We start from the raw sequence: 21,244 nt of genomic DNA, 5'->3' as shown, positions 1-21,244 counted from the left end.
TTGGGGCGTCATAATGTAGCCCCTTTTTTCTGTCCCTACATGTGGAAGGTTCCCGTGACTCAGAAGCCCGACCAGTGTCTTGGTGAGTGGATCGATCGTGAAGCCCTGGCTGAAGCGATGATCCCGCTTATCGGTCAGCTCTACCGCAACAACAATGTGGTGAGCTCGATTTATGGCCGTAGCCTGATCAACCGTTCGGTTATCTCGATCCTCAAGGCGCACCGCTTTGCGCGTCATCGTCAAGCCGACGAAACCGAACTGTCCGTCCACGAGACATTCCCCCTGCTCAAGGCCATGAGCGAGTTGAAACTGGGCGCCGCTTCGGTCGACCTGGGCAAGCTGGCCAACAAGTTCAAGCAGGAAGGCAATGGCCGTACTGCCGAGCAGTTCGTCCGTGAAGAACTGGCCGAGGTGGTTGGCCAGCAGAACGCTTCGGCGCGCAAAGGCACCGACGTTGTCCTGTACGGCTTCGGCCGCATCGGCCGCCTGCTGGCGCGCATCCTGATCGAGAAGACCGGTGGTGGCGACGGCCTGCGCCTGCGCGCCATCGTCGTGCGCAAAGGCGCCGAGAACGACCTGGTCAAGCGTGCCAGCCTGCTGCGCCGTGACTCGGTGCACGGCCCGTTCGATGGCACCATCACCATCGACGAAGCCAACAACACCATCACCGCCAACGGCAACCTGATCCAGGTTATCTACGCCAAGAGCCCGAGCGAAGTCGACTACACCCAGTACGGCATCGAAAACGCGCTGATCGTCGACAACACCGGCGTATGGCGTGATGCCGACGGCCTGGGCCAGCACCTGGCCTGCCCGGGCGCTGCCCGCGTGATCCTTACCGCACCTGGCAAGGGCGCGCTGAAGAACATCGTGCACGGCATCAACCACGGTGACATCGCTGCCGATGACAAGATCATCTCGGCCGCTTCCTGCACCACCAACGCCATCGTGCCGGTGCTCAAGGCCATCAACGACCAGTACGGCATCGTCAACGGCCACGTTGAAACCGTTCACTCGTTCACCAACGACCAGAACCTGATCGACAACTTCCACAAGGGCAGCCGCCGTGGCCGTGCCGCGCCGCTGAACATGGTCATCACCGAAACCGGCGCCGCCACTGCTGCCGCCAAGGCACTGCCAGTGCTGAAGGGCAAGCTGACCGGCAACGCCATTCGCGTACCGACGCCGAACGTTTCGATGGCCATCCTCAACCTGAACCTCGAGAAGGCCACCAGCCGCGACGAGATCAACGAGTACCTGCGCCAGACCGCCATGCACTCGGAACTGCACAAGCAGATCGATTACGTCAGCTCGCAGGAAGTGGTTTCGACCGACTTCGTAGGTTCCCGCCACGCCGGTGTGGTTGACGCCGAAGCGACCATCTGCAACGACAACCGCGTTGTTCTGTACGTGTGGTACGACAACGAATTCGGTTACAGCTGCCAGGTGGTTCGTGTGATGGAAGAGATGGCCGGTGTGAACCCGCCAGCGTTTCCGCGCTGATCCGCTTGTAAGGCAATGAAAAAACGGGAACCTTCGGGTTCCCGTTTTTTTATCCAGAATTTGTGTTGCCTGTGCCGGCCTCTTCGCGGGTGAACCCGCTCCCACACGTCCGTGAGGGCAGTGGTATACCTGTGGGAGCGGGTTTACCCGCGAAGAGGGCGTCACAGGCAACCGAGAGCCCGAACCTTGCGCACAGCCTTGCTGTTCATCCTCATGCTGCTCACCGCCTGCGACCAGGGCCCCACCCTGGAGCGCCTGGGCGGCCCGACCATGGGCAGCAGCTACAGCATCCAGTACGTGCGCGAGCCCGGTGGCCCGGCGCCGGCCCAGGTGCAGGCTGCGGTCGAAACCATCCTGCATGACATCGACCAGCACTACTCGACCTACCGCGGCGACTCCACCGTCAGCAGTTTCAACCAGTTGCCCGCCAACCAGTGCCTGGCCCTGCCGCCCGACATGCTCGAACTGGTCAGCCTTGGTCAGCAGTTGGCCGAGCAGAGTGATGGCGTCTTCGACCTCACCGTCGAGCCCTTGCTCGACCTGTGGGGCTTCGGCCCCCAGGCCCGCCACGAGCAGGTACCCGACCCGTTGGCCCTGGCCCAGGTGCGTCAACGCGTGGGTTACCGACACTTGCACATCGACGGCCAGGCCCTGTGCAAGGACGCCCCGGTACAACTCGACTTCAACAGCCTCGCCGCCGGCCACGCCGTCGACCTGGTTGCCGCGCGCCTGCAGGCCATGGGCGTGTCCAGCTTTGTCGCTGAAGCCACCGGCGAGCTCAAGGCCGTCGGCCGCAAGCCCGATGGCAGCCCTTGGCGCATCGCCCTGGAGCTGCCCCGCGAAGACCGCCAGATCGCTCGCCATATCATCCCGGTCAATGGCCTTTCAGTATCAACCTCGGGTGACTATCGGCACTATTTCGAGGAGAATGGCCGGCGCTATTCGCACGCCTTCGATGCCCGCCTCGGGCGCCCGGTACAGCACGACCTGGCCGCGGTCACCGTGCTCGATGCCTCGGCGCTGCAGGCCGACGGCTATTCGACGCTGCTGTTGATCCTCGGCCCGGAACGTGGCTGGGATTTTGCCGTGGCGCATGGCCTGGCCGCAGTATTGGTGACTCGGGCCGAGGGTGGCTTCGTCTCCCGAGCTACGCCCGCATTCGAACGGGCAGTGAAAGGCGAGTGAAAGCACAAGCAGGGAGGATCGCCGCCAGGGAATGGTTCATACATGTAGTGCGGGCAAAATTGGCCTACGACGCGACCAAGGGTTAATGTGCGCGGCGTTCACGCTTGATTAGACTGCACCCGAATTTTCTCATGACGCCCTGGCGGCATGATCGCGCCCCGCGAGCGACCGTGGCTTGCGGGCCAGTTCTGAAGGAGTACGCATGGCTGTCTACAACTACGACGTAGTGGTGCTGGGTTCCGGCCCGGCCGGAGAAGGTGCGGCAATGAACGCCGCCAAAGCAGGGCGCAAGGTGGCGATGGTCGATAGCCGTCGTCAGGTCGGGGGCAACTGCACCCACCTGGGCACCATCCCGTCCAAGGCACTGCGTCACTCGGTGCGGCAGATCATGCAGTTCAACACCAACCCGATGTTCCGTGCCATCGGTGAGCCGCGCTGGTTCTCGTTCCCGGACGTGCTGAAAAGCGCCGAGAAAGTCATCGCCAAGCAGGTAGCATCGCGCACCGGCTACTACGCCCGTAACCGCGTCGACGTATTCGTCGGCACCGGCAGCTTCGCCGACGAGCAAACCGTCGAAGTGGTCTGCCCGAACGGTGTGGTGGAAAAGCTCAACGCCAAGCACATCATCATTGCCACCGGCTCGCGCCCGTATCGCCCGGCCGACATCGACTTCCACCACCCGCGTGTCTACGACAGCGACACCATCCTCAGCCTCAGCCACACCCCGCGCAAGCTGATCGTGTACGGTGCCGGCGTGATCGGTTGCGAATACGCCTCGATCTTCAGCGGCCTGGGTGTATTGGTAGAGCTGGTAGACAACCGTGGCCAGTTGCTGAGCTTCCTCGACTCGGAAATTTCCCAGGCGCTGAGCTACCACTTCAGCAACAACAACATCACCGTGCGCCACAACGAAGAGTATGAGCGCGTCGAAGGCCTGGATAACGGGGTGATCCTGCACCTGAAGTCGGGCAAGAAGATCAAGGCCGATGCCTTGCTGTGGTGCAACGGCCGTACCGGCAACACCGACAAGCTGGGCCTGGAAAACATCGGTATCAAGGTCAACAGCCGTGGCCAGATCGAGGTCGACGAGGCCTACCGCACCAGCGTGCCGAACATCTACGGTGCCGGCGATGTGATCGGCTGGCCGAGCCTGGCCAGTGCCGCCCATGACCAGGGCCGCTCTGCCGCTGGCAGCATCGTGGATAATGGCAGCTGGCGCTTCGTCAACGACGTGCCGACCGGCATCTACACCATTCCGGAGATCAGCTCGATCGGCAAGAACGAGCAGGAACTGACCCAGGCCAAGGTGCCGTACGAAGTGGGCAAAGCCTTCTTCAAGAGCATGGCCCGTGCGCAGATCGCCGGCGAGCCGCAAGGCATGCTGAAGATCCTGTTCCACCGCGAAACGTTGGAAGTACTGGGCGTACACTGCTTCGGCTACCAGGCTTCGGAAATTGTCCACATCGGCCAGGCGGTGATGAACCAGCCGGGCGAGCTGAACAACCTGAAGTACTTCGTCAACACCACATTCAACTACCCGACCATGGCCGAAGCCTATCGGGTAGCTGCCTACGACGGCCTGAACCGGCTTTTTTGAGCGGCTCCGACCGGTGGCCTGAGCCGGTCGGAGAGACCGATTTCAACCCTACCCGAGGGTGGTCTTGGCCAAACCGGGAAAGTCTGTAATCAGGCTGTCCACGCCAAAGTCAGCGAGCCGGCGCATCAGTGCCGGTTCGTTGACCGTCCACACCGACACGTGCAAACCCTGGGCCTGAGCTTTCAGCAGGCGCTCGGGGGTGCACAGTGTCCAGTTCAATGCCAGCAGCTCGCAGCCGTAGTTCTGAGCTACCTTCAACGGGTCGAGCCAGGCGTATTCGGCCACCAGCCCGCGTTTGACATCCGGTACCAGTTCCAGGGCAGCGCCCAGCACTTCGCGTGAGCTGGAGGTGATGGTCACCTTGTCCAGCAGGCCGTATTGCTGGGCCAGTTCGCGGATCGCCAGCACGGTGGTTGCGGCACGGGTGCGCGAGGCGCTTTTCACTTCCAGCTGCCAGTGCTCGAACGGGCACTTCTGGAACAGTTCTTCCAGTTTCGGGATCGGGCAGGGCTGTACGTGGCCCGGGCCGCCTTTGCGGGCATCGATCTTGACCAGGTCGGCGGCCGGGTGCTCGACCACCTTGCCGCGTTTGCCGGTGGTGCGCTTGAGGGTGGGGTCGTGGATCACCATCAGCTCGTTGTCGGCCGACAGGTGCAGGTCCAGCTCGCAGCGGGTCACGCCATGGGCGAGGCATTGCTGGAAGCTCTTCAGGGTATTCTCGGGCGCTTCGCCCTTGGCGCCACGATGGCCGTAGATCAGGGTCACGTTCGTTCCTTCAAATCAGAGAAAAATGGGCTCAGGAGGCAGGGGCGTTCTGTTCCAGCTGCTGGCGACGTTGCTGCTGCTGGCGCTGCAGGATGTAGCGGGCCAGCAGTTGCCGTTGGGCGTCGGTCATGTCGATGAATTCGGTGCCGACTTCGAAGCCGCCCTCCGGGTGCGGGTCGCAGTGGGTGACCTTGCCGCGCAGCAGCAGGCCATGGGCGCGCGGCATCAGCACCATCTTCACCTTCACCCGGGTGCCGGGGGCAACCGCTGTAGCTTGCGCGAATTCGATGCCGCCCTCGGAGATGATCACCGGCTGGGGCTGGCCAACTTCGCCGATCAGGGTCTGGGCAACCACCGCGCTAAGCAGGTCGAGGCGTTTGTTCTGCGCGCGCAGGAAGGCGGCGAGGGTGCGGTCCTTTTCGCTCAGCTGGCGTAGCAGGTGCTGCGACTCGAAGTCGGACAGGTGCAGTTCGCTGAGCAGGTTGAATAGTGGTGAATCATCTTGCAACACATCTGGGTCAAGGGCTTCGGCCGCGCTAAGGGGGCTGATTTGAAGTGCGATCCGATCTTCGATGCGGTAGTATTCGCGGCGATCTTCTTCGTCTAATGTCGTCATGGCGAACCCAAGGTAGCGGCGGTGGTCCGAGTGTAAAGCCGCCGTAGGCGCCTCGCCACAAGGACGTTCCCTTTCATCCGAACAAGCCCCGACATGTTCAGACCTCTTTTCGCATTCATCGGCACGCGTTATACCCGTGCCAAACGTCGCAATCACTTCGTCTCGTTCATTTCCCTGACCTCGATGATCGGCCTCGCCCTGGGCGTGGTGGTGATGATCGTGGTGCTGTCGGTCATGAACGGTTTCGACCACGAGATGCGTACCCGCGTGTTGGGCATGATCCCCCATGCCACGCTGGAGAGCGGCCAGCCCATTGCCGACTGGCCGGCCCTTGCCCAACAAGTAAAGCAGAATCCGCAGGTGGTGGCGGTTGCGCCCTTCACCCAGATGCAGGGCCTGCTGACCCATGAAGGCAAGGTGCAGAAGGTGCTGCTCAACGGCATCGACCCGGCCCGCGAGCGCGAGGTGTCGATCATCGACAAGTTCGTCCTGCAAGGCCGCCTCGACCAGCTGGCGCCGGGCGAGTGGGGCATCATGATCGGCGACAAGGCCGCGGCCAAGCTGGGCGTGGGCATCGGCGACAAGCTCACTTTCGTCGCTCCCGAGGTCAGTGTGACCCCGGCCGGCATGTTCCCGCGCATGAAGCGCTTCACCGTGGTCGGCACCTTCCACGTAGGTGCGGGCGAGATCGACGGCTACCTGGGCCTGACCAACATCAGCGACCTGTCCCGCCTGCACCGCTGGAAGCCCGACCAGGTCCAGGGCCTGCGCCTGAAGTTCGACGACCTGTTCCAGGCGCCGCGGGTGGCCTGGGACATCGCCCAGCGCCTGGGCGACCAGGAGTTCTACAGCCGTGACTGGACCCGTACCCACGGCAACCTGTACCAGGCAATCCGCATGGAGAAGGCCATGATCGGCCTGCTGTTGCTGCTGATCGTGGCGGTGGCGGCGTTCAACATCATTTCCACCCTGGTGATGGTGGTCAACGACAAGCGTGGCGACATCGCCATCCTGCGTACCCTGGGCGCCACGCCCGGGCAGATCATGCTCATCTTCATGGTCCAGGGCACGGTGATCGGGGTGATCGGTACCCTGATCGGCGCCGTGGTCGGGATCGTCGCCGCGCTGAATGTAAGCGCGGTGATCGCCGGCATCGAGAAACTGATCGGGCACAAGTTCCTCAACGCCGATGTGTACTTCATCGATTACCTGCCGTCGCAGATCCAGGCCCAGGACGTGTACATGGTCTGTGGTGCGGCGCTGGTCCTGAGTTTCTTCGCCACCCTGTACCCGGCCTGGCGTGCGGCCCGCACCCAGCCGGCGGAGGCGCTACGTTATGAGTGAGTCGCGCATGAGTGATAAAGCCGTTCTGAGTTGCCGCAACCTGGGCAAGTCCTACGACGAGGGCCCGGAGTCGGTGCAGGTGCTGTCCGGGCTCAACCTCGAACTGCACGCCGGTGAGCGGGTGGCTATCGTGGGTAGCTCCGGCTCGGGCAAGAGTACCTTGCTCAACCTGCTGGGTGGCCTCGACCGGCCGACCCAGGGCAGCGTCTGGCTGGCCGGCGAGGAGCTGTCGGCACTGGGCGAGCGTGCCCGTGGCCTGCTGCGCAACCGCGAGCTGGGCTTTGTCTACCAGTTCCACCACCTGCTGCCGGAATTCACGGCCATCGAGAACGTGTGCATGCCGTTGCTGATCGGTCGCACGCCCATCCCCGAGGCCCGTGAGCGTGCCGAGGCGCTGCTCAAGCGCGTGGGCCTGGCGCACCGCTTCAACCACAAGCCGGCCGAGCTATCCGGTGGTGAGCGCCAGCGGGTGGCGATTGCCCGGGCACTGGTCAACCGCCCTGGCCTGGTCATGCTCGACGAGCCGACCGGCAACCTCGACCACCACACGGCCCAGGGCATCCAGGAGTTGATGCAGGAACTGTCCAGCGCGTCGCGCACGGCGTTCCTGGTGGTTACCCACGACCTCAACCTGGCGCGCCAGATGGACCGTGTATTGAAGCTCGACGACGGCCACCTGGTGGCGATCTGATCGACTGCACGGGGTGGCCGGTGTCGCCCCGTTTTCCTGTTTTCATTGGGTGTTTTCGTACATGTTCAGACCCTTGCCCATCTTCATCGGCGCGCGCTACACCCGAGCCAAGCGCCGCAACCACTTCATCTCGTTCATCTCGATGACCTCGATGATCGGCCTGTCGCTGGGCGTGCTGGCGATGATCGTGGTGCTGTCGGTGATGAACGGCTTCCAGCGCGAAATGAGCTCGCGCATCCTCGGCCTGGTGCCGCATGCTGCCATCCTCGGCGCGCAGCCGCTGGACGACTGGCACAAGGTGGCCGACGCGGCCATGCGCGACCCGGCGGTGATGGCGGCGGCGCCGATTACCGAAATGGAAGGCATGCTGTCGTACAAGGGCGCGATGCAGCCGATCCAGGTCGGCGGTATCGACCCGGCCGAAGAGGGCAAGGTCTCGATCGTCGGCCAGCACATCGTCCAGGGCCGCTTGCAGGATTTGCAGCCGGGTGAGTTCGGCGTGGTCATCGGTGAGTTGACTGCGCGGCGCTTCCGCCTGAACACCGGCGACAAACTGACCCTGATCGTGCCGGAAATCAGCAAGGAGCCGGGCGGCATCACCCCGCGCATGCAGCGCCTGACCGTAGTCGGCATCTTCAAGGTCGGTGCCGAGCTGGATGGCTCGCAGGCTTACATTCACGTGGCCGATGCTGGCGCCATGCAGCGCTGGGCGCCGGGCCAGGTGCAGGGCGTGCGCCTGAAACTGCACGACCTGTATGCCGCGCCACAGGTGTCCAAGGCCATCGCTGCCGGGCTCGGCGACGCCTACCGCGCCGATGACTGGTCGCATACCCAGGGTAGCCTGTTCAGCGCCATGAAGATGGAAAAGACCATGATCGGCCTGCTGCTGATGATGATCATTGCGGTGGCCGCGTTCAACATCATCGCCACCCTGGTGATGGTGGTGAACGACAAGGGGCCGGACATCGCCATCCTGCGCACCCTGGGCGCCACGCCGGCGCAGATCATGGGCACGTTCATGGTCCAGGGCAGCCTGATCGGCATTGTCGGTACGCTGATCGGTGGCGTGCTGGGGGTGATCGCGGCGTTCAACGTCAGCCAGATCGTCGGTTGGCTGGAGCGGGTGAGCGGGCAGCACATCTTTACTTCGGATGTGTACTTCGTCAGCAGCTTGCCGTCGCAGTTGCAGTGGGGCGATGTGGCGATCATCTGCACGGCCGGGTTGGTGATGAGCTTCCTGGCGACCATTTACCCGGCTTATCGGGCATCGCAGGTGCAGCCGGCGATTGGCCTGGCGGTTTAATGTCTACTTCAGCTTATCGAGCGGCTCTGTGGGAGCGGGTTTACCCGTGAAGATTCCAGCACGGTGCATGGCACCGGCTGCGCCGGTGTTCGCGGGTAAACCCGCTCCCACAGGGTGGCGTGCCAGCCCTGATGTCACCGATCTTCAGTGAAGTCGATCACGAATCGCGTCCATCCGTCCGCACACTCCGCCCTGATGTGTCCGCCATGGGCCTGCACGATCGACCGGGTAATCGCCAACCCCAACCCGGCATGCTCGCTACTGCCTTCCCGCCGTGCCGGGTCCACCCGGTAGAAGCGGTCGAACAACCGCGGTAACGCAGCCGGTTCGATAGCCGCTCCGGTATTGGCCACGCTAATCCTCAGCCCTGGTCCCAAGGTCACTCGTATCTGCCCTCCCGCCGGGGTAAAGCGCAAGGCATTGTCCAGCAAGTTGGACAGCGCCCGGCGCAGCATATGCCGGTCGCCCTGCAGCAGCGCCTGACCCTCGCGCAGCATCTGCACACCGCTGTCCTCTGCCAGCGGTGCGTAGTACTCCATCAGCGCATCCACCTCGTCATGCAGCACCAGCGGTGTTTGCCCCGGCACCAGCAGGCCGTGGTCGGCCTTGGCCAGGAACAGCATGTCGTTGATCATCTGCGCCATCCATTGCAACTCCTCGAGGTTGCCGTGCAGGGCCTCGCGGTACTCTTCGAGGCTGCGCGGGCGGGTGAGGGTGACCTGGGTGTGGGTCAGCAGGTTGGACAGCGGCGTGCGCAGTTCGTGGGCGATGTCGGCGGAGAATGCCGAGAGGCGCTGGAAGGCATCGTCCAGGCGCTGCAGCATCGCGTTCATGCTGCCGGCCAGCTCGGCCAGCTCTTCGGGCATCTGTGCCACCGGCAGGCGGGTGGTGAGCGAGCGCGCCGATACGCTGGCGGCCACCTGGCCCATCTGCCGCAACGGGCGCAGCCCGCGGCGTGCAGCCCAGGCACCGAGCAGCGCGGTGGCCAGCGCCGACAGCCCTACCGTCAGCCAGATCAACCGTTGCATGCCCTGCAGGAAATGCTGGTGGTGGGTGATGTCGAGGTACAGGGTCAGCTGTGGCGACTGCGGGGCGCCTTGCGCCAGGTGCACGGCCAGGCTGCGGTAGTCGGTGCCTTGCGCGTGCAGGGTTGCCAGTCCGTCGGGCAGCGGTGCCAGGGGCAGGCCTGTGCGGCTTTCGAACCAGGTGGCGCCGTCGCTGCCGTTGATGCGCAGGGCCAGGTCGGCCTGGTGGCCCAGTTCATCGCGCAGTTCAGGCAGGCGCGCCTGCAGTTCGGCCGGGGTGGTGATACCGGCCAGCTGGGTGCGGAACAGCGACAGGCGCGAGTCCAGCAGTTGCTGGTCCAGTTCGACGAAGTGCTGCTCGCTGGCCCGGCTGAATATCAGGCCGGCGCCGAGCGAGACAGCGGCGGTGCAGGCGGCGAACAGCAGGGCCAGGCGGTTGCCGAGGGAGACCCGGCGCATCACTCCGCGCGCTCTTCGAGTACGTAGCCCATGCCGCGTACGGTGTGGATCAGCTTGTTGGGGTGCGGGTCGTCGATCTTCAGACGCAGGCGGCGGATTGCCACTTCGATCACATTGGTGTCGCTGTCGAAATTCATGTCCCACACCTGCGAGGCGATCAGCGATTTGGGCAGTACCTCGCCCTGGCGGCGCAGCAGCAGTTCAAGCAGGGCGAACTCCTTGGCGGTCAGGTCGATGCGCTGGCCGGCGCGCTCGGCGCGGCGGCGGATCAGGTCCAGGCGCAGGTCGGCCAGGCCCAGGGTGGTGTCCTGGCTGGGGCTGGTGCCCCGGCGCAGCAGGCTGCGCACCCGGGCCAGCAGTTCGGAGAAGGCGAACGGCTTGACCAGGTAATCATCGGCGCCCAGCTCCAGGCCGTGTACCCGGTCTTCCACGGCATCGCGGGCGGTGAGGAACAGCACCGGGGTGTCCAGGCCGGCCTGGCGCACGGCCTGGAGGATCTGCCAGCCGTCACGGCCGGGCAGCATCACATCGAGAATCAGCAGGTCGTGGTCGCCGGTCAGGGCGAGGAACTGGCCGGTCTCGCCATCTGTGGCCAGTTCGGTGGCGAAGCCGGCCTCGTTCAGGCCCTGGCTCAGGTACTGGCCGGTACGGGCCTGGTCTTCGACGATCAGCAGTTTCATTGGGTGAATTGACTCCAGCAAGCGGCGCAAAGCCCTGTGGGAGCGGGTTTACCCGCGAAGAATTCAACACGGTGCATGGCACCGGCTTTGCCGGTGTTCGCGGGTGAACCCGCTCCCACAGGGACCGGGTGATGCTGAGATGATACGTGACGATGCACCTGCTCGCCCCAAACTGACGAAGTTGTAATCCCGCTGACTTGCGCTGCAAGGCAGGGGGCAAAACCGGTAGACTAGGGGCAATTTCGAACCTTCAGGTCAGTTTCCATGCATCCCGCTGCCGAACATTCCCCGCTGGGCAAGTCCAGCGAATACATTGCCACTTACTCCCCGGAGCTGCTGTTCCCTATTCCGCGTGCCGCCAAGTGGGCCGAGCTGGGCGTTACCGCCCAGACCTTGCCCTGGCAGGGTGTGGATTACTGGAACTGCTTCGAGCTGAGCTGGTTGTTGCCATCGGGCAAGCCGGTGGTGGCGATCGGCGAGTTCGCCATCCCCGCCGATTCGCCGAACATCATCGAGTCCAAGTCGTTCAAGCTGTACCTGAACTCGCTGAACCAGACGGTGTTCGCCTCGCCTGGCGAGCTGCAGGCGTGCCTGGAAAAAGACCTGTCCGCCGCCGCTGGCAAGCCGGTTGGCGTGAAGGTGCGCACCCTGGGTGAGGTCGAGGCCCAAGGCGTGGTGGCCTTGCCAGGGCAGTGCATCGATGTGCTGGACGTTGCCATCAGCAACTACGAACAGCCGCAGCCAGAGCTGCTGCACTGCAACCCGCAGCGGCAGGTGGAAGAAACCCTGCACAGCCACCTGCTGAAGTCCAACTGCCCGGTCACCGGCCAGCCGGACTGGGGTAGCGTGGTGGTCGAGTACAAGGGCAGGGCGCTGGACCATGCCAGCCTGCTGACCTACCTGATCAGCTTCCGCCAGCATGCCGACTTCCATGAGCAGTGTGTGGAGCGGATCTACCTGGACCTGAAGAACCTGCTGCAGCCGGAGCATTTGACAGTGTATGCGCGCTATGTGCGCCGGGGTGGGCTGGATATCAACCCGTATCGCAGCACTGGGGCGATCAGCCCGGATAACCAGCGCCTGGTTCGCCAGTAAGGTTCAAGTACGCTGGGGGCGCTTCGCGCCCCTATCGCGACACAAGGCCGCTCCCACAGGTACAGCGCAAGATCCGAGGCTTGCGCTGTACCTGTGGGAGCGGCCTTGTGTCGCGATAGGGCCGCAAAGCGGCCCCGGTACTTCTAGATCCCCATGCTGTGCAGCGAGTTGGCAATGCTGCGCAGGGTGGCGGTGAGGTCGGGGTGGTCGGCCTCGAAGCGTTCGATCGCCAGGTTAACGCCGTCCACCAGGTTATGGTCTGGCGTGGCTTCCTCAAGCTTCAGTTGCGCCTCGATCTGGCGCGCTTCTTCGTGCAGCGCGGCCATCTCCTCGTCCGAAAGCGGCACGTTGCGTTCCAGTTGCTCGCGCAAGCTGTTCAGGCGCTCTTGCAATTCGCGGGCAGGCATTGGCAGTTCTCCATCAATGGCTTGGCAAGCCATGGACCTCAGCGAAGCGGCAAAGGTTCTGGCCTGTCTTCAGCGTAATCCACCTGCCGTTGCTTTGCATGATCCGTGTCAAAGGTGCTGTATCAGGGTTTTTCACCCTTGCGCCGGCGCTGGGCGATGTCCTGCAGACAGGTGTCCAGCGCTTCGAGGTGGTCGATCACCGAGTGCACGCCCAGGCTGAACAGTTCCAGCGTCGCCTTGCCACGGGCCAGGTCCTGTTCCTGCGGGGTCATGGCTTGCCATTGCCGCGAGCTGCGGTCGCAGAACGGGCTGCAGGCGGCCAGCCCTACCGTCCACAACCCCGCATTGAGGCCAGATTGCAGCAGGCGTGGGTCGCCGCTGACCAGCACACAGCCGTCCAGGCGTTCGCTGTCCAGCGTCATCAGGGCCTGCCAGCAGGCGTGCGGCGCCGGCCAGCGCACGCCGTTCACCGAATGCCCCGGCAGCCAGGCAGGCAAAACGTGGGCCAGGCGCCTGCTTTGGCTGGCGTCGAGGTCATCCAGCCAGATGCACGGCACCTGGCGCTGGCGCAGGCTGGCGAGGGTGGCCAGGGCGCCGGGTGCGGGGGAGGGGGCGCCACCATTGGCGGCTTGCACAAGGCAGCCGCGCAAGCCGAACAGCACAGCGGTGAAGGCGGGTGCAGCGTCCATGGCAACTTCCCTCAAATAGTCCGCAGGCTATTCGGCGATTGTTACCACCCTGTGACAGCGGGCGCCGTGCAACAGTTGTTCACAAAATATTGAGCAGAGATGTGTAAAGCTGTTTATCAGCCCGCAAGCCTCTATACTGCCGCCGTACAGCAGCGCGACCCGTTTGCGCTTGCGGCCGAGAAATTCGATGGAGAAACACCTATGCGTAGGATCGGTGCCAGTGTGATCGAACGAGTCACCCAGGCCTGTGTCTGCGCCAGCATGCTGCTGGCGCCCGTGGCAGCCACCCAGGCCGCCACCGAGGAAGATCCCTGGGAAGCGGTCAACCGCCCGATCTTCCGGTTCAACGATACCCTCGACACCTATGCCCTCAAGCCATTGGCCAAGGGCTACCAGGCGGTCACCCCGCAGTTCCTCGAAGATGGCATCCACAACATCTTCCGCAACCTGGGTGACGTGACCAACCTGGCCAACGACCTGCTGCAGTTCAAGCCCCATGCGGCGGGCGTGGACACGGCGCGGCTGATCGTCAACACCACCTTCGGCCTGGGCGGCTTCTTCGACGTGGGCACCAAGATGGGCCTGCAGCGCAACGACGAGGACTTCGGCCAGACCCTCGGCTACTGGGGCGTGCCGAGCGGCCCGTACGTGGTCATCCCGCTGCTGGGGCCGAGCACCGTGCGTGACGGCGTGGCCAAGTACCCGGACACCTACACCGAACCCTACCGCTACATCGACCATGTGCCGACGCGCAACTCGATCTTCGCCCTGGACATCATCGACACCCGCGCCGACCTGCTGTCGGCCGAGAAGCTGATCCAGGGTGACAAGTACATCTTCATTCGCAATGCCTACCTGCAGAACCGCGAGTTCAAGGTCAAGGATGGCGAAGTCGAAGACGACTTCTGATCCTGCGCGGTCCGTGTGGGAGCGGGCTTGCCCGCGAAGCAAGCGACGCAGTGGATGGCACGGGCTTCGCCCGTGTTCGCGGGCAAGCCCGTTCCCACAGTGAGCGCATGTGCTTTTAAATTTTGAGCAAGACAGTTGCTCCCACAGGGCCGATCAATGCATCGCCAGGATCCGCAACCCGAACTTCTGCTGCCCGCCCGGCTGGTCGGCAATCCACACCACTTCGGTGCTGGCATGCAGCCCCTTCAGCGCCGGGTGTTCGGATTCGATCCGCACCTCGATAGGGTCCCCTACCCGGAAGCGCTGCGGTGCCTGCACCTGCATGCCGCTGCTGGACAGGTCCAGGCACACGGCCGCGATCACCTGGCCTTCGTGCAAAAGGCTGACTTCGGTGTCGATGCGCATGCGGATGAAATCGCGTTTCTCGCCATGGCTGGAGGGCGTGTGGGGCATGCTGCATCCTTCTCATCGGGTTGCACTGGTCGACTTTCTTATAACTCCCGGTGATTTGCCCTGTAAAGTGCGGCGAGGTCGACCCTTGCATGCTTGAAACGCTTGGCGGATGGGAGTACCGTCTGCGCCTTACAAGGTAGCTCTCACAGTTGCCGGACAGTTGCCGGGCAGGTGTTCTTGTCCTACAACTCAAGTAGAGTGTGACCATAAAGAATTCCCGTAGCTGGCCGTCTGCCTTGCCGACACCGCTGCACCAACCCAAATCGGCGCCGTTCGCCCACATGCAGAAAACCAGTGCAACGCTGCTGATCATCGATGACGACGACGTGGTCCGTGCAAGCCTCGCCGCCTATCTTGAAGACAGTGGCTTCAGCGTCCTCCAGGCCGGCAATGGCCAGCAGGGGCTTCAGGTCTTCGAAGAACACCAGCCCGACCTCGTGATCTGCGATCTGCGCATGCCGCAGATGGGCGGCCTCGAACTGATCCGTCAGGTCAGCGAGCGCGCCCCGCAGTTGCCGGTGATCGTGGTGTCCGGTGCCGGCGTCATGAGTGATGCGGTGGAAGCGTTGCGCCTGGGCGCCGCCGACTACCTGATCAAGCCGCTGGAAGACCTGGCCGTGCTCGAGCATTCGGTGCGCCGAGCCCTCGACCGCTCGCGCCTGGTGCTGGAAAACCAGCGTTATCGCGACAAGCTCGAAGCCGCCAACCGCGAACTGGAGGCCAGCCTGCACCTGCTGCAGGAGGACCAGACCGCCGGTCGCCAGGTGCAGATGAACATGCTGCCGGAAAGCCCTTGGGTGGCCGGCGAGTTCGCCTTCGAGCACCAGATCATCCCGTCGCTGTACCTGTCGGGTGATTTTGCCGATTACTTCCGTGTGGACGAACGGCGCATCGCTTTCTATCTTGCCGATGTCTCCGGGCATGGCGCGTCGTCAGCGTTCGTCACCGTGCTGCTGAAGTTCATGACCACACGGCTGTTGTTCGAATTCAAGCGCGGCAGCAAAATGCGCGAGTTCAAACCCTCGCAGGTGCTCAGCCACATCAACCGCGGGCTGATCAACTGCAAGCTGGGCAAGCACGTGACCATGGTTGGCGGGGTGATCGACGAAGACACCGGCCTGCTGACCTACGCCGTTGGCGGCCATCTGCCGCTGCCGGTGCTGCACACCCCCGAGCACACCCGCTACCTGGAAGGCCGTGGCCTGCCGGTGGGGCTGTTCGACGAGGCTACCTACCAGGACCTGGTGGTGGAGCTGCCGCCGCAGTTCAGCCTCAGCCTGATGTCCGATGGCATTCTGGACCTTTTGCCGGGTGACACGCTCAAAGATAAAGAAGCCGCCCTGCCGGAAATCGTCAGGGCCGCAGGTGGCAGCCTGGATGGGCTGCGTCAACGATTTGGATTGGCTACGCTTGGGGAGATGCCGGATGATATCGCCCTATTGGTGTTGAGCAGGAACCTTCAATGAGTACCGGTAGAATCCAGTTCGCCGAGCAGAGTGGTACCTTCGTCCTGAAATTTGTCGGTGAAGTGCGCCTGACCCTGTGTTCGGCGCTGGATGCGACGATCGAGAAGATTTTCACCGCGTTGAACTTCTCGGCGATTGTCATCGACCTGACCGAAACCGAGAGTATCGACAGCACCACCCTGGGCCTGCTGGCCAAGCTGTCGATCCTGTCGCGCCAGAAGGTGGGCCTGCTGCCGACCGTGGTCACCACCAACCCGGACATTTCCCGGTTGCTGCAGTCGATGGGCTTCGATCAGGTGTTCAACATCGTCGATCGCCCGATTCCGTGCCCGGAATGCCTGACCGACCTGCCGTCCCAGGACCAGAACGAAGACGTGGTGCGTTCCAAGGTGCTGGAGGCGCACAAGATTCTCATGGGCCTGAACGACTCCAACCGCGAAGCTTTCCATGACCTGGTCAGTGCGCTGGAGCGGACCTGATCTTCAGCCTGTACCGGCCTATTCGCGGGCACGCCCGCTCCCACAGGTACAGTGCATGACTCAAGGTTGGTGCATAACCTGTGGGAGCGGGCGTGCCCGCGAATAGGCCGGCAAGGCTAGCCAAGCATTACCTGCCTGATCACTCCCGCCGCGTAAACTCGGTCGCCTCACCCCCACCCGCATCCAGTTGATACACCCGCGCCGGTCGCCCCTGTTCATCGAAAAACACCTGCCCCAACCCCGCGCCATTCCACAACCGCTCGCCAGCCTTGCTATGGCTGGGCGTACGGGGCACCACCTGCATTTCCCGCCGCTTGGTAAACCAGTTGAGCGGCGAGCGCGGCGCATACAGCCAGCGGTTGAGCCGGTCGAGCACATCCAGCAAGCGCCGCGGGAATTCGTTCTTGATCCCGCTGCTGGTTACCTGCCACAAGTGCGGGCTGCGCTGTCGGTGGCGAATCAGCACTTCATAGACGAACGAGTAATGCACATCGCCGGACAGCACCACGTAGTGCCCCGGCGTGCGCGAGTGGCGGAAGATGTTGAGGATGACCTGCGCTGCACCGCGGTGGGCCATCCAGTTCTCGGCATCCACCAGCAGCGGGTAGCCCAGCCAGCTGAACAGCTTCTGCACCGTCTCGATCAGCTTCACGCCAAAAATCGGCGCAGGCGACACGATGATTGCCGACGGGTGGTCCAGCAATGCTTGCTGCAACTCGCTCAGCGCCTCCCAGTCGAGCAGGCCGGAGGGCTTGGCCAGGCTGCTTTCGCTGCGCCAGCGGCGGGTGCGGGTGTCCAGCACCAGCAAGGGCGGGTTGGTGGGCAGGCTGAACTGCCAGCCCTGGAAGCGCAGCAGCGCGCCGATCAACTCATCCTGGGTCTGACTGTTCAATGTCTGGCATTGCCCGACCAGGGGCTTGCAGCCCTGCGGGTCGTTACCCCAGGCCTGGCACAGCAGGTAGCCGAGCAGGGCATTGCCGATGATCCGCCGCGAGAAGGGGTGACCGTAGGCGGTTTCTTCCCACTGCGCCGAGAGGTTCCAGTCGTCGGTGATGTCGTGGTCGTCGAAGATCATCAGGCACGGCAGGTGGGCCATCACCCGCGCTACCTGGCCGAGGCCGTCGGCAAACGCCTGGATCAGCGGCAGCTCCCGCCGGTAGCGGGCCTGGCGCGGGGTGGTGAGCCCGTTGGGCATGTCCAGGTTCACCAGTTGCCAGGGCACTGGTGACCACACCAGCAGGTACATGGCCATGACCTCGGCGAAGGTCACCAGGTGGTTGTCGGCGTTGCTGGACGAGAAGATCGGCTTGCGCTTGCCGGCAAAAAAACGCTCGCGCAGGGTTTCGTTGCGTTCCTGCGCCGGCAGCAGGTCGGCGCGGTGGTAATAGCAGGCCGGGTGCTGGTACAGCGCCTGGCTGTCGGGCACCACCGCGCCCTCCAGTTGCTCGTCGAACAGGCCCAGGCGTGCAATCAGGCTGTGGATGGCGCGCAGCATCGGGCCGGCGACGTCGTCGGCATAGACCTGGTCGCCGGTCATCAGCAGCACGGCGGGGCGGTCTGCGGGTTTTTTGCAGGCCTGCAGCAGGCGGTCGGCGCACAGCAGGCCGTCGGCGGCCGGGTAATGCGGCTTGCGGCAGGAGCCGTGCAGCAGGTGGTCGAGCCGATCGCGCAGCACCAGGCTTGGGCGATCGGCGCCGGTGTAGAGCAGGTGCGGCGCCCAGCCGGCGATGCCCTGGCCGTTGATGAGCAGGTCATAATCGAGCAACTGGTTGCAGGGCAGGGGGTGGGTGAAGTGGATGTCCAGCAGGTGGATGAAGGCGTGCTGGCCCACCGCGACCACCTGGCAATCGACCTGGGCCTCGCTTGCCGGAAAGATGAATTCGGGTTGCAGCGGTTGCGTGGCGACCAGCCAGATGGCCAGGCGCTGGGGTTCCAGGCGGCGCAGTACCGGGCCGGCGAGTACGAGGGGCAAGGGGGTAGGGGAGGTCATCGACAGCTCGGGTGGCTTCTCGGGCCTCTTCGCGGGTAAACCCGCTCCCACAGGTACAGCGCCAACTTCTGGCGTGTGGGGATCCCTGTGGGAGCGGGTTTACCCGCGAAGAGGCCCTGGAATTCAATACACATCTAAGGCCAGGTAAAACAAAGCGGGCGGAAAATGCTGAACACCTCCCGCCCGTCAGGCAAACCCGAAATGTATCAGGCCTTGTCAGCCATCAACTTCTCCAGCTTCTCCTGGTCCCGCGCGAACTGGCGAATACCCTCGGCCAGTTTCTCGGTACCCATGGCATCTTCGTTCATGGCCCAGCGGAACTGGCTTTCGTTCAGCTGCTGCTTGGGCTCGCCGGCATTGCCCGGCTTCAGCACCTGTGGCAGGTCGCCCTGGTCATCGCTGAGCTGCTGCAGCAGCTCTGGGCTGATGGTCAGGCGGTCGCAGCCGGCCAGCTGCTCGATCTGGCCGATATTGCGGAAGCTGGCGCCCATGACCACAGTGTTGTAGCCGTTGGCCTTGTAGTAGTTGTAGATGCGAGTGACCGACTGCACGCCCGGGTCTTCTGCGCCTACGTATTCCTTGCCGGTGCTCTTCTTGTACCAGTCGTAGATACGGCCCACGAACGGCGAAATCAGGAACACCCCGGCATCGGCGCAGGCCTGGGCCTGGGCGAAGGAAAACAGCAGGGTGAGGTTGGTCTGGATGCCTTCCTTCTCCAGCTTTTCGGCGGCGCGGATGCCTTCCCAGGTGGAGGCCAGCTTGATCAGCACGCGGTCGCGGCCAACACCGGCGGCTTCGTACAACTCGATCAGCTTGCGCGCCTTGGCCAGCAGGGCGGGTTCATCGAACGACAGGCGGGCATCCACCTCGGTGGAGATACGCCCCGGAATGACCTTGAGAATGCCCGAGCCCACGGCCACCGCGAACTTGTCGCAAGCCAGGTCGACATTACCCTTGGCATCGGCCTTGACCTGCTTGAGCAGCTCGGCATAGCCCGGGATGGCCGCAGCCTTGAGCAGCAGTGACGGGTTGGTGGTGGCATCGACCGGTTTCAGGCGGGTGATGGCGTCCAGGTCCCCGGTGTCGGCGACCACGGTGGTGAACTGCTTGAGTTGTTCCAGCTTGGAGGTCATGGGCGTGCTCTGTCCTGTGCAATGACTCGACATTACCCGAGCCCCGGCGGCCACTCAAGGGCCCGCGAAGCGCGGTGCGAAAGGTGAACCTTCGAGTCGCAAGCGGCCCTGAGGTTCCGTATCTGATTGCAAGGGCCACTGTGGATACTACCGGCTTACACAAATCCGGAAGTTTGCGCGATCCCGGTGGGAGCGGGTTTACCCGCGAACACCGGCGAAGCCGGTGCCATGCACCGCGTTGCCTTCTTCGCGGGTAAACCCGCTCCCACAGAATCTGCATATGTCTGAACTCCGGCAGCATTCTGCGGGAGGGCTGGCTTGCCGGCGAGTACGCCCGCCTGCTGAATCACCGCCCCTGTAACAACTCCACCGCCTGGTCGAACACCGCCAACGGCTCCGCCGCCTTGTGGATGTCCGCCGACAGCAACTGACGGAAGCGCCGCGCCCCCTTGAACCCTTGGGCCAGCCCCAGAATATGCCGGGTAACGTGGTGCATCGCGCCACCACTTTCCATGTGCGCGACAATATAAGGCCGCAACTGCGCCAGCGCCTCGCTGCGGCTGACCACCGCCGCCTCGCTGCCGAACAGCTGCTGGTCCACCTCGGCCAGCAGGTAGGGGTTGTGGTACGCCTCACGCCCCAGCATCACCCCATCGAAGGTTTCAAGGTGTGCCTGGCACTCGGCCAGGGTCTTGATCCCGCCGTTGAGCACGATCTCCAGATCCGGGAAGTCCGCCTTCAACTGCGCCGCCACGTCATAGCGCAAGGGCGGAATCTCACGGTTCTCCTTCGGCGACAGCCCTTCCAGGATCGCGATGCGCGCGTGCACGGTAAAACTCCGGCAGCCTGCCTCGCGTACCTGGCCGACGAAGTCGCACAGCTCGGCGTAGCTGTCGCGGCCATTGATACCGATGCGGTGCTTCACCGTCACCGGGGTCGATACCGCATCACGCATGGCTTTCACGCAATCGGCCACCAGCGCCGGGTGGGCCATCAGGCAGGCACCGATCATGTTGTTCTGCACCCGGTCACTCGGGCAGCCGACGTTGAGGTTGACCTCGTCGTAGCCGGCCTCCTCGGCCAGACGGGCACAGGCGGCCAGGTCGGCCGGCACGCTGCCGCCCAGTTGCAGCGCCAGCGGGTGCTCGGAGACGTCGTGGCGCAGGAAACGGTGGGCGTCGTTGTGCAGCAGGGCACCGGTGGTGACCATTTCGGTGTAGAGCAGGGTGTTTTTGGAAAGCAGACGCAGGAAGAACCGGCAGTGGCGGTCTGTCCAGTCCATCATCGGTGCAACGCTGAAGCGACGGGAAGGCTCAGAGCGCATGGTTGCTGGGTTAGAGCCTGGGTTTGTGGTCATATCGTTCAACGTGTCTTGTACCAAATTCAGCAGTTTCGAGGGTGTTTGCAGCAAACCGAGGGCGCGACGTAGCAAAAGTCGGCGGCGGGAGATCGGTG

At 63.7% G+C, this 21,244-nt stretch carries 20 protein-coding genes; 10 read left to right on the top strand and 10 right to left on the bottom strand.

The window, feature by feature from the left end:
• Window positions 1-39: 39 nt before the first annotated feature.
• The 3 genes from J5M71_RS09340 to sthA all read left to right on the top strand — a co-directional run bounded on the left by J5M71_RS09340 (window position 40) and on the right by sthA (window position 4,285).
• Window positions 40-1,503 carry a glyceraldehyde-3-phosphate dehydrogenase gene (locus J5M71_RS09340; RefSeq protein WP_207831686.1) on the top strand — a complete coding sequence of 488 codons (1,464 nt, stop codon included), beginning with the start codon at window positions 40-42 and terminating at the stop codon, window positions 1,501-1,503.
• A gap of 186 nt (window positions 1,504-1,689) precedes the next feature.
• Window positions 1,690-2,688: an FAD:protein FMN transferase gene (locus J5M71_RS09335; protein WP_207831683.1), complete on the top strand. Its 999-nt coding sequence runs from the start codon at window positions 1,690-1,692 to the stop codon at window positions 2,686-2,688.
• A gap of 202 nt (window positions 2,689-2,890) precedes the next feature.
• Window positions 2,891-4,285, top strand: a complete 1,395-nt coding sequence (sthA, locus tag J5M71_RS09330) for a Si-specific NAD(P)(+) transhydrogenase (RefSeq protein ID WP_063913906.1) — start codon at window positions 2,891-2,893, stop codon at window positions 4,283-4,285.
• Between the two features lie 48 nt (window positions 4,286-4,333).
• Here the strand turns inward: sthA and J5M71_RS09325 are convergent, their stop codons facing one another.
• Together J5M71_RS09325 and J5M71_RS09320 are read right to left on the bottom strand one after the other, a co-directional pair.
• Entirely contained in the window at window positions 4,334-5,050 is a 717-nt protein-coding gene (locus tag J5M71_RS09325; protein ID WP_063913907.1) for a glycerophosphodiester phosphodiesterase, read from the bottom strand.
• Between the two features lie 31 nt (window positions 5,051-5,081).
• Entirely contained in the window at window positions 5,082-5,666 is a 585-nt protein-coding gene (locus J5M71_RS09320) for a PilZ domain-containing protein (RefSeq protein ID WP_063913908.1), read from the bottom strand.
• A 93-nt stretch (window positions 5,667-5,759) separates the two neighbouring features.
• On the opposite strand from J5M71_RS09320, the gene J5M71_RS09315 reads away from it, so the two are divergent.
• The 3 genes from J5M71_RS09315 to J5M71_RS09305 all read left to right on the top strand — a co-directional run bounded on the left by J5M71_RS09315 (window position 5,760) and on the right by J5M71_RS09305 (window position 9,004).
• The gene (locus J5M71_RS09315) at window positions 5,760-7,010 is read left to right on the top strand and encodes a lipoprotein-releasing ABC transporter permease subunit (protein WP_015269543.1); all 1,251 of its coding nucleotides are present in this window, start codon (window positions 5,760-5,762) and stop codon (window positions 7,008-7,010) included.
• A 7-nt stretch (window positions 7,011-7,017) separates the two neighbouring features.
• Complete coding sequence (gene lolD, locus J5M71_RS09310) at window positions 7,018-7,701, top strand: lipoprotein-releasing ABC transporter ATP-binding protein LolD (protein WP_169774647.1); 684 nt, start codon at window positions 7,018-7,020, stop codon at window positions 7,699-7,701.
• A 61-nt stretch (window positions 7,702-7,762) separates the two neighbouring features.
• A complete protein-coding gene (locus tag J5M71_RS09305) occupies window positions 7,763-9,004 on the top strand; it encodes a lipoprotein-releasing ABC transporter permease subunit (protein WP_207831681.1) in 1,242 nt (413 codons plus the stop codon).
• Between the two features lie 134 nt (window positions 9,005-9,138).
• Here the strand turns inward: J5M71_RS09305 and J5M71_RS09300 are convergent, their stop codons facing one another.
• Both J5M71_RS09300 and cinR read right to left on the bottom strand, forming a co-directional pair.
• Window positions 9,139-10,491, bottom strand: coding sequence for a heavy metal sensor histidine kinase (locus tag J5M71_RS09300; protein ID WP_207831679.1), 1,353 nt, complete (start codon window positions 10,489-10,491; stop codon window positions 9,139-9,141).
• The gene (cinR, locus tag J5M71_RS09295; protein ID WP_015269546.1) at window positions 10,488-11,168 is read right to left on the bottom strand and encodes a two-component system response regulator CinR; all 681 of its coding nucleotides are present in this window, start codon (window positions 11,166-11,168) and stop codon (window positions 10,488-10,490) included. Before cinR ends, J5M71_RS09300 begins: the two co-directional genes overlap by 4 nt.
• 264 nt (window positions 11,169-11,432) lie before the next feature.
• Between cinR and queF the strand changes: the two genes are divergently transcribed.
• Window positions 11,433-12,263 (top strand): NADPH-dependent 7-cyano-7-deazaguanine reductase QueF, encoded by an 831-nt coding sequence (queF, locus tag J5M71_RS09290; protein ID WP_207831677.1) that lies wholly within the window; start codon window positions 11,433-11,435, stop codon window positions 12,261-12,263.
• Window positions 12,264-12,406: 143 nt separating this feature from the next.
• On the opposite strand, the gene J5M71_RS09285 is transcribed toward queF, so the two are convergent.
• The gene (locus J5M71_RS09285) at window positions 12,407-12,670 is read right to left on the bottom strand and encodes a DUF4404 family protein (RefSeq protein ID WP_207831674.1); all 264 of its coding nucleotides are present in this window, start codon (window positions 12,668-12,670) and stop codon (window positions 12,407-12,409) included.
• 122 nt (window positions 12,671-12,792) lie between these two features.
• A complete protein-coding gene (locus J5M71_RS09280) occupies window positions 12,793-13,359 on the bottom strand; it encodes a phosphonoacetaldehyde phosphonohydrolase-related protein (RefSeq protein ID WP_207831672.1) in 567 nt (188 codons plus the stop codon).
• Window positions 13,360-13,560: 201 nt separating this feature from the next.
• Between J5M71_RS09280 and J5M71_RS09275 the strand changes: the two genes are divergently transcribed.
• Window positions 13,561-14,268 carry a VacJ family lipoprotein gene (locus J5M71_RS09275; RefSeq protein ID WP_137163349.1) on the top strand — a complete coding sequence of 236 codons (708 nt, stop codon included), beginning with the start codon at window positions 13,561-13,563 and terminating at the stop codon, window positions 14,266-14,268.
• A 153-nt stretch (window positions 14,269-14,421) separates the two neighbouring features.
• Here J5M71_RS09275 and J5M71_RS09270 read toward each other — a convergent pair whose 3' ends face one another.
• Window positions 14,422-14,721, bottom strand: coding sequence for a PilZ domain-containing protein (locus J5M71_RS09270; RefSeq protein WP_207831670.1), 300 nt, complete (start codon window positions 14,719-14,721; stop codon window positions 14,422-14,424).
• Between the two features lie 281 nt (window positions 14,722-15,002).
• On the opposite strand from J5M71_RS09270, the gene rssB reads away from it, so the two are divergent.
• A complete protein-coding gene (gene rssB, locus J5M71_RS09265; protein ID WP_063914082.1) occupies window positions 15,003-16,187 on the top strand; it encodes a two-component system response regulator RssB in 1,185 nt (394 codons plus the stop codon).
• Window positions 16,184-16,666, top strand: coding sequence for an anti-sigma factor antagonist RssC (gene rssC / locus J5M71_RS09260; protein ID WP_051098867.1), 483 nt, complete (start codon window positions 16,184-16,186; stop codon window positions 16,664-16,666). The genes rssB and rssC overlap by 4 nt, the downstream gene beginning before the upstream one ends.
• 139 nt (window positions 16,667-16,805) lie before the next feature.
• Here rssC and J5M71_RS09255 read toward each other — a convergent pair whose 3' ends face one another.
• The 3 genes from J5M71_RS09255 to dusA all read right to left on the bottom strand — a co-directional run bounded on the left by J5M71_RS09255 (window position 16,806) and on the right by dusA (window position 21,113).
• A complete protein-coding gene (locus J5M71_RS09255) occupies window positions 16,806-18,656 on the bottom strand; it encodes an alkaline phosphatase D family protein (protein WP_207831668.1) in 1,851 nt (616 codons plus the stop codon).
• A gap of 206 nt (window positions 18,657-18,862) precedes the next feature.
• On the bottom strand, window positions 18,863-19,789 hold the full coding sequence (tal, locus tag J5M71_RS09250) for a transaldolase (protein WP_207831665.1): 927 nt from the start codon (window positions 19,787-19,789) through the stop codon (window positions 18,863-18,865).
• A gap of 346 nt (window positions 19,790-20,135) precedes the next feature.
• The gene (gene dusA / locus J5M71_RS09245; RefSeq protein WP_207831663.1) at window positions 20,136-21,113 is read right to left on the bottom strand and encodes a tRNA dihydrouridine(20/20a) synthase DusA; all 978 of its coding nucleotides are present in this window, start codon (window positions 21,111-21,113) and stop codon (window positions 20,136-20,138) included.
• Between the last annotated feature and the right edge of the window lie 131 nt (window positions 21,114-21,244).

The sequence above is a fragment of the Pseudomonas sp. 43(2021) genome (genome assembly GCF_017490805.1).
GTDB lineage: Bacteria > Pseudomonadota > Gammaproteobacteria > Pseudomonadales > Pseudomonadaceae > Aquipseudomonas.
The sequence above is the reverse complement of the archived record's forward strand: the minus strand, read 5'-3'. Positions and strand labels throughout refer to the sequence as shown.